This window comes from Planococcus koreensis, from assembly GCF_004761975.1.
Classification (GTDB): Bacteria; Bacillota; Bacilli; order Bacillales_A; family Planococcaceae; genus Planococcus; species Planococcus koreensis.
Window position 1 is genome coordinate 1 of the sequence record NZ_RQII01000065.1, and the last position, 10851, is coordinate 10851.

Annotated in this window: 14 protein-coding genes; 1 reads left to right on the top strand and 13 read right to left on the bottom strand. The window is 50.0% G+C overall.

The window, feature by feature from the left end:
- Window positions 1–396: 396 nt before the first annotated feature.
- The 6 genes from moaA to EGV91_RS15040 are packed head-to-tail and all read right to left on the bottom strand — an operon-like array spanning window position 397 to window position 4374.
- Entirely contained in the window at window positions 397–1413 is a 1017-nt protein-coding gene (gene moaA / locus EGV91_RS15015; protein ID WP_135505083.1) for a GTP 3',8-cyclase MoaA, read from the bottom strand.
- Complete coding sequence (mobA, locus tag EGV91_RS15020) at window positions 1382–1990, bottom strand: molybdenum cofactor guanylyltransferase (protein ID WP_135505085.1); 609 nt, start codon at window positions 1988–1990, stop codon at window positions 1382–1384. The genes moaA and mobA overlap by 32 nt, the downstream gene beginning before the upstream one ends.
- Window positions 1987–2220, bottom strand: coding sequence for a molybdopterin converting factor subunit 1 (gene moaD, locus EGV91_RS15025; protein ID WP_135505087.1), 234 nt, complete (start codon window positions 2218–2220; stop codon window positions 1987–1989). The genes mobA and moaD overlap by 4 nt, the downstream gene beginning before the upstream one ends.
- Window positions 2217–2654, bottom strand: coding sequence for a molybdenum cofactor biosynthesis protein MoaE (locus EGV91_RS15030; RefSeq protein WP_135505089.1), 438 nt, complete (start codon window positions 2652–2654; stop codon window positions 2217–2219). Before EGV91_RS15030 ends, moaD begins: the two co-directional genes overlap by 4 nt.
- Window positions 2651–3163: a molybdopterin-guanine dinucleotide biosynthesis protein B gene (gene mobB, locus EGV91_RS15035; protein WP_135505092.1), complete on the bottom strand. Its 513-nt coding sequence runs from the start codon at window positions 3161–3163 to the stop codon at window positions 2651–2653. Before mobB ends, EGV91_RS15030 begins: the two co-directional genes overlap by 4 nt.
- Window positions 3151–4374: a molybdopterin molybdotransferase MoeA gene (locus tag EGV91_RS15040; protein WP_221300989.1), complete on the bottom strand. Its 1224-nt coding sequence runs from the start codon at window positions 4372–4374 to the stop codon at window positions 3151–3153. The genes mobB and EGV91_RS15040 overlap by 13 nt, the downstream gene beginning before the upstream one ends.
- A gap of 84 nt (window positions 4375–4458) precedes the next feature.
- Between EGV91_RS15040 and moaC the strand changes: the two genes are divergently transcribed.
- Window positions 4459–4947 (top strand): cyclic pyranopterin monophosphate synthase MoaC, encoded by a 489-nt coding sequence (gene moaC, locus EGV91_RS15045; RefSeq protein WP_135505096.1) that lies wholly within the window; start codon window positions 4459–4461, stop codon window positions 4945–4947.
- On the opposite strand, the gene EGV91_RS15050 is transcribed toward moaC, so the two are convergent.
- From EGV91_RS15050 to fdhD, 7 genes are all read right to left on the bottom strand, one after another.
- Window positions 4932–5447, bottom strand: coding sequence for a MogA/MoaB family molybdenum cofactor biosynthesis protein (locus EGV91_RS15050; RefSeq protein WP_135505098.1), 516 nt, complete (start codon window positions 5445–5447; stop codon window positions 4932–4934). The genes moaC and EGV91_RS15050 overlap by 16 nt on opposite strands.
- A gap of 18 nt (window positions 5448–5465) precedes the next feature.
- Window positions 5466–6485 carry a ThiF family adenylyltransferase gene (locus tag EGV91_RS15055; RefSeq protein ID WP_135505100.1) on the bottom strand — a complete coding sequence of 340 codons (1020 nt, stop codon included), beginning with the start codon at window positions 6483–6485 and terminating at the stop codon, window positions 5466–5468.
- Entirely contained in the window at window positions 6451–7137 is a 687-nt protein-coding gene (locus EGV91_RS15060) for an ATP-binding cassette domain-containing protein (RefSeq protein WP_135505102.1), read from the bottom strand. Before EGV91_RS15060 ends, EGV91_RS15055 begins: the two co-directional genes overlap by 35 nt.
- 6 nt (window positions 7138–7143) lie before the next feature.
- Window positions 7144–7827, bottom strand: coding sequence for a molybdate ABC transporter permease subunit (gene modB, locus EGV91_RS15065; RefSeq protein WP_135505104.1), 684 nt, complete (start codon window positions 7825–7827; stop codon window positions 7144–7146).
- Window positions 7824–8606: a molybdate ABC transporter substrate-binding protein gene (gene modA / locus EGV91_RS15070; protein ID WP_135505106.1), complete on the bottom strand. Its 783-nt coding sequence runs from the start codon at window positions 8604–8606 to the stop codon at window positions 7824–7826. Before modA ends, modB begins: the two co-directional genes overlap by 4 nt.
- A gap of 166 nt (window positions 8607–8772) precedes the next feature.
- Window positions 8773–10056, bottom strand: coding sequence for an L-lactate MFS transporter (locus tag EGV91_RS15075; protein WP_135505108.1), 1284 nt, complete (start codon window positions 10054–10056; stop codon window positions 8773–8775).
- 219 nt (window positions 10057–10275) lie between these two features.
- Window positions 10276–10851, bottom strand: a 576-nt coding sequence (gene fdhD, locus EGV91_RS15080) for a formate dehydrogenase accessory sulfurtransferase FdhD (RefSeq protein ID WP_135505110.1), incomplete at its 5' end; no start/stop codon positions are given.

Consider the following 10851-nt stretch of genomic DNA (forward strand, 5'->3'; position numbering starts at 1 on the left):
CAAGAGTTGACCGAAGCCTGCGAGGGCAATTCTTTGCGACGAAGTGCGTAGCACTGCAGGAGCAGTAAGGTTTTCTACGCAGTTTTGCTCCATATCGAGAGAAATCTTTGCGACAAGATTGCGCATGAGCAACGCTCTTTCGTGTCTCGAAGACAGCGCAGCGATGCAACTCTTTTTCATGTCCCGAAGCTAGCGCAGTGATGCAGGGACAGGGGCAGAGATAGAGACAAGAAACTTGTCCTTTCCAATACGTCTGAAGCCTATTTTCCCATGTTATTTCTATAGCTCAAATTAGGTAGAACCGAATTTCTTTCGGATAATGTTCAATAAAAAAAGGTGGACAGGATGCCGTTTGAGAACGGATCTTGTCCACCTTATATTCTTTAGAAAGTTTCATCAGCCGCCGATATAGGACATGCCTATTTTGTTGCGGTTTTTTGCTGTCAATTCGGTGCGTTCGTCTGAATAGCGGTCGTCGCGACGCTGCCATACCGCACTGATTTGGCGCAATAATTCCGCGTCGTCCAAGCCGTCGCGAACCAATTCACGGATATCGAACCCGGAATCGGCAAAAAGGCACGTGTAGAATTTGCCATCGGACGATAAGCGTGCGCGTGTGCAAGTCGAACAAAACGATTCCGACACGGACGTGATAAAGCCGACTTGCGATTCGCTGCCGGCGAACCGGTAACGTTTCGCCACTTCGCCGTAATAATCTTCTTCGACTGGTTCGAGATCATAGACAGCCTGGAGCTTTTCCAAAATCTCTTTTTTGGTCACGACTTTTTTAAAGCTCCAGCCATTGTCATTGCCGACATCCATGAATTCGATAAAACGGAGCGTGATGCCCCGCTCTTTGAAATACGCTGCCATTGGCAGGATTTCGCTTTCGTTGACCCCTTTTTGCACGACCATATTGACTTTGATGTCAAAACCGATCTGCTGTGCGAAGTCGATTTGCTTTAATATCAGATCGGGCTTCACGCCTCGGCCGTTCAATTCGCCAAAAAGCTCTGGGGTTAAAGCATCCAAACTGATGTTTAAGCGCCGAAGCCCCGCTGCGTATAAATTTTCGGCATGCGCACCGAGCAGCAAGCCGTTTGTCGTCAAGCCGATGTCTTCAATTCCATCTACAGAAAGGATTGATTTGACCAAATCCGGAAGCCCGCGCCGCATAAGGGGTTCGCCTCCAGTCAATCTGATCTTTTTCACGCCCATCGCTGCAAATACGGTAGTAAGGCGATGGATTTCCTCAAACGTCAATAATTCCTGTTTCGGCAAAAACGCATAGTCATCGCCAAACACTTCTTTCGGCATGCAATAGGAGCAGCGGAAATTGCAGCGGTCCGTCACCGAAATGCGCAAATCGCGTATTGGCCTTTCAAATCGGTCTTGTATGGGTTTCACTGCCATGTTCATCGGCTCCTTTCAAATGATCCGGTGTGTTGATGTTGCGAAAAGCGTCGAAGCCGCCGACTGCCGAACTATCCAGCCATTCGGTTTGGACTTTAGCCATAAATTCCATTACCCGCAATTGGCCATTTTCGAGGTCCGTTTCCAACAGATCCAGGACGCCGGCATTCCACAGGCTGAATAACGGTATATTGTGGCCGTCGGCACGAATTGCCGTGATGTCCATTTTTTCTGATGCCAAATCCATAAAAGCCGCTGTTTCCGAAGCGCTGATGAACGGCATATCGCATGGCAACACAAGATATTGGCGCGCTTGCCGCTCGGACATTGCCGTGTAGATGCCGGCAAGAGGGCCATTGCCAGCAAAATTTGGATTGTCACTTATGACATCCAGGTTGCCGGGAAAGCGGCCCTTCAATTCAGGCCGGGTGATGACGACGACGTGGCTGCAGACTGCCAACAATGCAGCATAAGCATATTCGAAGAAGGCTTTGCCATCCAGTTCGGCAAAAGCTTTCGGCGAGCCGAAACGCCGCGACAAGCCACCGGCAAGCAAAACTCCGATCGTGTCATTCATCCTCCGCTGACCGGTGGTATGAATGCCGCAACATCGCCTGTTTCCAATCGATCTTCCGGCAATGCGTATTCTTCGTTCACGGCAACTCGCGCTGCTCCGGCTTCAATGCCCGGGTATTTTTCTGAAACCCATTGCCATAGTTCTTCGACTGTCCGGCCTGACAAATCTGCTTGTTCTTGTGCAACCCCTGTCAATTCCTTTAGTCCAGCAAAATAATGCACAGTAATCATACGGCACCTCCTGGTTTCTTTTTCTGGTCGCCAATCCATTCTTCGCCGTCTTCCCAAATTTCCTTTTTCCAGATCGGCACAATTTCCTTAATGCGTTCGATGGCGTATTCATTCGCTTCGTAGGCTGCTTTCCGGTGAGGTGACGAAACGGCGATGACAACAGCGATGTCGCTTATGGCCAATTCTCCGATGCGATGGGCAATGGCGGTTTTAGTGCCTGGCCACTGCTCTTCAATTTCCGCTCCGATTTGCGCCAGCTTTTTTTCTGCCATCGGTATGTATGCTTCATACGACAGATACAGCGTTTTCACGCCTTTCGTCCATTCGCGTACATGGCCGGTGAAGAGAGTCACTGCTCCCGCTTCCGGACGCAAGACCATGTCCGCGTATTGCTGCGGTTCAATCTTATGTGAAACAATTTCAAATGTTTTCATGTCGATTTCCTCTCTATCCAATCCGAGAACCATCCTGAAATTCGATCACTTTCATTTCGGCCAATTACAGCTCCATGGGCAGCGCTTACGCCTTCATGTCCAATGACGAGCGCTATGCGGCTGAGCGATTTCAATTTCTCCCAATCGCTGTCGGAGCGGATCAGTACTATTTTTTCATAGGGTGCATCTTTGAACCCTTCGATAAAGATAAAATCAGTATCAGCAGTTGCAGCCATGGCGACTAACTCTTCTACAGCCGCCTCTTTTTTTTGGACGTGCTGTTGAATGACCCCGCCGCCAAAGACGACGGAAGCCGCAGCGCCGCCGTTGAAAAAGCGCATGCTATCGGTTGTTGCCGGGGGCATATCCAGCGGTTCGGGATGGCCATGGTGCTTTACGGCCGCAACGGTTTTGCCGCTTGCCGCCGCCTGACGGATCAGCTCGAGCATCAACGTCGTTTTTCCGCTGTCTTTAAAACCCACTACTTGCAGGACTGTCAAACCATCCACTTGGCGGCACCTTCTTCCACTCCGAGGAGCAAGACATCGACGCGGTCACCTTTTACAAAGCCCCGGGTTCCCCCAGGCAGGACGATCAATGCATTGCCTCGTGCGATAGATGATACAGCATTCGACTTATTGAATCCAGCCGGGCGAACTGTTTCACCGTCATATACCGCGCGGATAAACCGTGTAAAAGGATTGGCTTTTTCAAAATCCTCCGATAAAAATGCTGTGGTATGAGGCAAGAAAGGTTTTTCCGCACCCATCATTTTCAGCAAAGCCGGACGGACGAATAATTCAAATCCGGTAAAGCACGCGGATGGATTGCCGGACAAGCCGAACAAGAACCGGCCGTCTGCGACAGCGACTGTCGTGACACTGCCCGGGCGCATGGCGACTTTATTGAACAGCACTTTCGCGCCCATGCGCTCGTAGATCGCTGGCAGAAAATCGAAATCGCCAACCGACACACCGCCCGTCGTGATGAGGCAATCGGTTTCTTGTGCCGCTTTTTGGACCGCCTCAAAGCTTTCATCCAGATTGTCGATTGACATGCCGTACATCTTGCAAGGGATGCCCATGCGCTTTAATTGTGCCATGATCATCGGTCCGTTGCTGTTGCGGATTTTGCCCGGCACCAGCGCATCGCCTACAGACAGCAGCTCGGTGCCCGTCGACAAAATGCCTACTGTCGGCAATTTCGCCACTTGGGGCTGGCTATAGCCGAAAGTCGCCAATAAAGCGATCGTTCCCGGGTTGATGAGATTGCCGCTTTCGATGACCTCTTCCCCATGTGCCACATCCTCGCCTTGCAGCGACACGTTTTCAAGCTTGTTAAAAGGTTTGCGGAGCGTGAACGACTGCCCATTTTCAACCGTCTGCTCAAACATCGCGACCGCATCCGCACCTGCAGGCAACTGGGCTCCCGTCATGATCCGGATGGCTTCAAAGGCATTCAGCGTTTTTCTTGAAACTTCGCCGGCGCCGATATGATCGATGACATTGAAAGGGATACGGGAAGTGCCTGATGCTCCCGCAGTATCGGCTGACCTGATGGCATAGCCGTCGTACGGCGACCGATTGAAAGGCGGTACATCCGTTGTCGCCGTCAATGGCTGCGCCAAAATGCGCCCGTAGCTGTCTTCTAATGCCACACTTTCGGTCTCTAAACTGCCGGCATGGCTCATGACCAAGTCAACCGCATCTTTCACTTGCATCGGTATTCGCTTTTCAACCACTGGCTACATCTCCTTAAAATCCATGTTATACTTTCATCATTATATGTGAAAAGGATGATTTCTGTGAACGAACTAACGCATTTCAATACGCAGGGCCGCGCTAAAATGGTCGACGTTTCCGATAAAGCAGAGACTGTCCGCATCGCCCGCGCACGAACTTCCGTCATCGTTAACCAAAACATTTACAGCCAGATCAGGGACGGGTCCAATAAAAAAGGCGATGTATTTGCAGTAGCGCAAGTCGCCGGCATCATGGCAGCGAAAAACACAGCGCAGATCATACCGATGTGCCATCCGCTGGCGCTGAGCGGCGTAGATATCGAATTCGAATGGGATGTCGATGAAAAACGAGGCCATTACGAAGTCATTTTATCCACCACCGTCAAAACCAAAGGCCCGACAGGCGTTGAAATGGAAGCGTTGACCGCTGCTTCAGCCGCTGCACTGACCATTTACGATATGTGCAAAGCTGCCGGTAAAGAAATGGTCATCGGACCGACAATGCTGCTGCACAAAAGCGGCGGAAAATCCGGCGATTATTCACGCGCTTGAAGATGTTTCGTCAATTCAAAGACAATGTGCCGGATTTCCGGCAAAATGAGCTTTTCCATGGCCAGGCGGACGGCGCCACGCGATCCAGGCAAAACGAACAGCGCTTTATGGACAGAAGTTCCGGCTGCGGCACGGCTTAGAAGCGCCTTCGATCCGATGTCTTCTGTATAGCTGAGGAAACGGAAAAGCTCGCCAAAACCTGGAAGCTCCTTCTCGAATAACGGCGTTACCGCTTCATATGTGACATCCCGTTTGGCAATGCCCGTGCCGCCTGTCGTAATGACGGCATCAACCCTTTCAAGTTCGAGCAGTCGGGAAACTGTTTTCCGGATTTCTTCTGCATCATCCTTGACGATTTCATAAGCCGCGATGACAAGGCCTTTTTCTTGTGCCAATTTTCGGATCAGCTGCCCGCTTTCGTCTGTTTGAAGGCTGCGTGTATCACTGACCGTCACAATCGCGATGCTGATGCGCTGTTCCAAGTGAAAAATTTCTGACATTGTAGAGCCTCCTTCAGTCTAGCCAAAAAGCTGATGATAAATTTTTCGGCCTTCCGCTATATTGCGGATGCCGTGGATGATCATGCGTCCGTTCCCAAAAAACACCATTCGAAAACCAAGTGCCTGCATCTGGACAAAATAAGGTGTGCGCTTCACTTCAGCACCCATCCTGCGTGCTGCAAATTCCGCGTCATCGAGCGAAATGCTGCGCTCCGGATCCGGCAAAATCTGGACCGCTTCTCTGCCGCATAATACGGCGTACAGGCCTTCCGAATTCCGTGCAAGTGAAGGGAATTTCGGGTTCTCACCACAAGTTTCACAGGTGGGGTTTTTGATGCGCACGATGCCGATATCGTATTGGGTATTGTCCCATAAATTGAAATAATGCACTTTTTTCCTCATGGCCTGTTTGTTTCCGCTCAGCCATTTCATCGCTTCCGCACATTGCAAAGCGGCAGTCACCTGGACAGCGGGTGAAATGATGCCCACTGTGTCACAGGTTTCATTGACCGCTGGCAGCACTGGAACCAAACAGCGGAAACAGGAACCTTCTCCCGGAACGAACGGAAAAACAGCCCCGGAACTGCCGACGCAAGCGCCGTAAATCCAAGGCACGCCATATTTGACGCTGGCATCATTGATCAATAGCCGCGTTTCGAAATTATCTGTAGCATCCATCACAAGGGTGCTTTTTTTGATGAGTGTTTCCATCAATGCGGCATCTAGGTTTTCAAGATATGTATGGAGTTGAAGGTCTTTCCTGATTGCTTTCAGCCTTTTTTCAGCTGCCACCACTTTCGGTGTCATCGCTTGCGCATCTTCTTCCGTGAATAGCTGCTGGCGCTGCAGATTTGAAAACTCGACATAATCCCGGTCCACCAGATGGATTTCGCCGGCTCCGGCACGTACCATCGACTCTGCAATTGCTGAGCCCAATGCCCCGCAGCCTATAATCGTGATGACGGCCTGTTGAATGGATGCCTGCCCTTCAGCACCGATCGGGTTAAATAAAATCTGCCTTGAGTATCTCTGTTCCAACAACCCCACCTCTTTCCAACAATCCTTGTTCTGTCATTTGTCCTTGATCCACTTTGATAATGCGGTCTGCAAGTTTTTCGGCATCCGCTTTTAAATGGGTCACAAAAATCACCGGTATCTTCCATTGCTCGTGAATTTTATGCAGTTCTTCCTGGCACCTCGCCCGCGTATCATCATCCAAAGCGGAAAAAGGCTCGTCCAGCAGCAAAATATCCGGCTTCGCCGCCAACGCCCGGGCTAACGCGACCCGCTGTTTTTCCCCGCCGGAGATTTGATGCGGGTATTTAGCCAGCAATCCCGAGATGCCGAGCAGTTTTGATAATGCGGTGATATGCGACAAATCACTGCCCCGCTTGGTGCCGTATAAGATGTTTTCTTCCACCGAAAGATGCGGAAATAAGGCATAATCCTGGAACAAATAACCAGTCTTCCGTTTCTGTATTTTCAATGGCTTTTGGCCGCTTTGATAAAAAACCGTGCCGTTCAATGCAATGATTCCTGCATCCGGCTGCGTGATGCCGGCGATGCAATTGAGCAGTGTCGTTTTCCCGGAACCTGATGGCCCAATCAACGCCACGATTTCATCGTTCATCGAAAACGCCATTGACAAGGTAAAATGATCCAGTTTTTTCGTGAAATCTACAGTAAGCATTCGACGTCATTCCCTTCCAATGCGGATGGCGTTTTTCCTGCGCCAATAATTGACCCAGCCGATCGCAGCGACGCCAAGCGCCGAAATTATGACGACCCAAAAAATGGCTTTGTCCATTTGTCCCGCTTCATACGCGAAATAAATCGCCAACGGGATGGTTTCTGTCACCCCCGGTATGTAGCCGGCAATCATCAGCGTTGCGCCGAATTCTCCGATCGCCCGTGCAAAGGCCAAGATCACGCCGGCCAGGATGCCTGGCCAGGCAAGCGGGAAGGTCACAGTCCGGAATATGCGCCATTCTGAAACGCCCATCGTCCGTCCGACGTTTTCCCATCGCGGGTCCACTTTTTCAAAAGCTGCAAGCACACTTTGGTACATGAGCGGCAGCGATACAACAAACGAAGCAATGGCTGCCCCGATCCACGTAAAGACCACGCGGAAACCGAAAAGGTTTTCCAGCAAGATGCCCAGCGGTCCATTGACCCCGAACAGCACGATGAGCGCAAACCCGATTACTGTCGGCGGGAGCACAAGCGGCAAAAGAATGAAGGCATCGACTATGCTTTTGCCCAAAAATTCTTTTCTTACCATCAATCGGGCCAATGCGATGCTGACAATGAACACACAGATTGTCGAAATACCCGCAACTTTCAGCGATAAGAACAATGGAGACAAATCGTATGGCGTCATGGCTGCAGCCTTTCTGCCGTCAAAAACCCATATTCCTCAATGATGGCCTGCCCTTCTTCAGATAATAGATAAGCCAGGAACTTTCCGGCATGATCCGGTTGCTCCGAATTCGAAAGCAGGGCAGCCGGGTAATTGATTTCCACACTTTCCAGCGGCATTTTGTCCATGTTTTTAACGGTTTCCGACAAAGCTGCATCAGATGCGTAAATGACTCCCGCATTTGCATTGCCGCTTTCCAGATACGTCACGACTTGGCGGGCGTCTTTCGCATATATCAACTGCCCTTCCAAAGGCTGCCACATTCCAATCGCTTCCAAGGCTTTTTTTGTATAGCCCCCAAGCGGAACGCTGGCGGGTTCCGCAATGGCAAACGTCCCGTCGAAAGACGCTAACATGGATTTCACATCTGGAGCTTCCCCAATTTCAGAAGATGACGCCAGCACCAATTGATTCCCGGCAAACGGTGACACGCTTTTAACGTCCGCTAACCCGTCTTCCACCAAGAGCTCCACATCTTCTGCACTCGCTGATAAAAAGACATCAGCAGGTGCACCGTTTTCGATCTGGCTTCTCAGTTTGCTGGACGAACCTAGATTCGTGACAATGGCGATTCCGGGATTGACCTGTTCAAAACCGGCTGCCAGCTCATCCATGGCACCGGATAAACTTGAAGCCGCCGACACCATCAAGGTTTCTTCTTTGGCTGCAGGCTGTGCAGCACAGGCTGCCACGAAAAAACTTGATAAAGCCAACAGCATGAATTTATTTTTCAATCGCATTATGCCACTTCCTCTATCAACAAAAGGTTTTAATGAATTTTCCTATCAATATTGCCATTCTACGCCAATAACATTCAAGAAAGCCAGAAAACTTTACAGCAAATTTGATGAAACAATAAAAATCGGCCGTGAAATCCGAAGATTCCACGGCCGATTGTTTTCGAAATTACTCACTGACCACTTTGTTGACAGGTTTGACTGAAGATTTTTTAGTAAGCGAACGGATCCGTTTTATATCCAATCGAATAACCAGGGAAATAATCAAAGCGATGACGAAGAGGCCCGCGAAAAACAGCAAACTTCCTTCGTAGCTGCCTGTCTGGTCTTTCATGTATGCTGCAAACATTGGACCCGCAAGCCCGGCTGCAGCCCAGGCAGTCAAAATATAGCCGTGGATTGCGCCCAATTGTTTCGTGCCGAAAATATCTGCGATGTACGCCGGGATCGAAGCGAACCCGCCGCCGTAGCAAGTATAGACGATAGCCAGCATCACTTGGAACAGCAAAGCGTTTGTCGTGAATGGCAATAACGCAAATAATGCAATTTGGATGACAAAGAACGCAGTATACGTGTTCGGGCGCCCGATGTAATCGGAAATTGTCGCCCAGCCTAAGCGGCCAAGGCCGTTGAATATGCCAAGCACGCCGACTAATGCCGCAGCTTGCACTGTCGTCATGCCGATGCTGTCGATTGCCAGCGGTTTAGCGGCTGACAGGATTGCGATGCCGCACGTGACGTTGATAAAGAGCATAAACCACAAATAGTAAAAGCGTTTCGTTTTTACAGCTTCGTTCGCTGTCAGCTCAGCCAAATCCGTTTTGCGCTGAACTTTGCCGGTATCGAGTTTTTCTTGGAAGCCCGCAGGCATCCAGCCTTCCGGCGGTTTTTCAAGGTATAGCGAAGACAGCACCATAATTGTCAGGTAAGAAGCACCTAAAATGTAAAATGTGTTTTCGAGGCCGACCGAAGTGATCAGCATTTCCATGATCGGGCTGCTGATGGCAGCCGCAAAGCCGAAGCCCATGATGGCAAGCCCGGTCGCCAGTCCGCGTCGGTCCGGAAACCATTTGACCAAAGTTGAAACCGGTGCGATGTACCCGATGCCGAGTCCGATGCCCCCAAGCGCGCCGTAAAACACATACAGCAGCGGCAATGACGACAAGCCGACTGCAAATCCAGAGCCGATAATGCCTGTTCCGAAAAAGATGGCAGCGACCAGACCGGCTTTGCGCGGACCGTATTTTTCTACAAAGCTGCCGAAAAATGCAGCGGATAAGCCCAAAAATAAAATAGCGATGCTGAACGTAAGCTGTACTTGGCTCGTGGTCCAGCCGAATTGGTCAATCAATGGATTAGTGAAATTGCTCCAGGCGTAAACAGAGCCGATGGAGATATGGATGCCGACTGCCGATAAGGCAATAAGCCACCTGTTTTTCGGTTTCTTTTTCATCTTGCGCTTGCCTCCTAAAATCTTATTTATGCTTATGTAAAATGAACTTAGAATGTCTAATTCATCAGTTTTCGGAAACGCTTACTTTTTAAAGCAAAAAATACATATGCCAAAATAATCCAAAAATGCGCGATGCCCGATTTCAAAATATTAAGACGTTTAGAATCATAGCACCGCGGTATTTGTTTGTCACCCTTTTTTCTTTTCAAGAAAAAGCTGCTACGCACCGACGATGCGCTGCGGATTAGTGTAGACATTAAAAGATTGGCCGCGGATAAAACCGACTGTCGTGATGCCCAGTTCTTCTGCAAGTGCCAACGCCAGTTCTGTCGGGGCAGACTTCGACAATACGATTTCACAGCCGATTTTCGCGACTTTCAGCAAAATTTCAGAAGAGATGCGGCCGCTGAAAACAATGACTTTGTCTGCCACGCTGATGTCGTTCATCAGGCAGTGACCATAGATTTTGTCGAGTGCGTTATGCCGCCCGATGTCCATGCGCGATACGATGATGCCATTCGCATCGCAAAGCGCAGCATTGTGGACGCCGCCTGTCTTTTTGAACATTTCCGCGGAGTCCGCCAGCTGCTCCATCAGGCTGAAACAATTTTCCGGCGTCAGCGTTACGCGTGTGCTGTCCATTTTTTTCGCAATCATCGCATCGTGCGCAAAGACGAATCCTTGGCGGCTCATCCCGCAGCATGAACTGATAAAACGCTTATTCTGCAGCTGCTCAAAAAACGGATAAACTTTAGCTGCGGTGATGTGGACGATTCCGCTTTTTTCATCCACGCG

What these genes read in the sequence shown, in the direction of transcription:
- moaA (WP_135505083.1), bottom strand. Translation starts at nt 1,413, where the DNA reads ATGGCAGTGAAACCCATACAAGACCGATTTGAAAGGCCAATACGCGAT.
- mobA (WP_135505085.1), bottom strand. Translation starts at nt 1,990, where the DNA reads ATGAATGACACGATCGGAGTTTTGCTTGCCGGTGGCTTGTCGCGGCGT.
- moaD (WP_135505087.1), bottom strand. Translation starts at nt 2,220, where the DNA reads ATGATTACTGTGCATTATTTTGCTGGACTAAAGGAATTGACAGGGGTT.
- EGV91_RS15030 (WP_135505089.1), bottom strand. Translation starts at nt 2,654, where the DNA reads ATGAAAACATTTGAAATTGTTTCACATAAGATTGAACCGCAGCAATAC.
- EGV91_RS15040 (WP_221300989.1), bottom strand. Translation starts at nt 4,374, where the DNA reads ATGCAAGTGAAAGATGCGGTTGACTTGGTCATGAGCCATGCCGGCAGT.
- EGV91_RS15050 (WP_135505098.1), bottom strand. Translation starts at nt 5,447, where the DNA reads ATGTCAGAAATTTTTCACTTGGAACAGCGCATCAGCATCGCGATTGTG.
- EGV91_RS15060 (WP_135505102.1), bottom strand. Translation starts at nt 7,137, where the DNA reads ATGCTTACTGTAGATTTCACGAAAAAACTGGATCATTTTACCTTGTCA.
- modB (WP_135505104.1), bottom strand. Translation starts at nt 7,827, where the DNA reads ATGACGCCATACGATTTGTCTCCATTGTTCTTATCGCTGAAAGTTGCG.
- modA (WP_135505106.1), bottom strand. Translation starts at nt 8,606, where the DNA reads ATGCGATTGAAAAATAAATTCATGCTGTTGGCTTTATCAAGTTTTTTC.
- EGV91_RS15075 (WP_135505108.1), bottom strand. Translation starts at nt 10,056, where the DNA reads ATGAAAAAGAAACCGAAAAACAGGTGGCTTATTGCCTTATCGGCAGTC.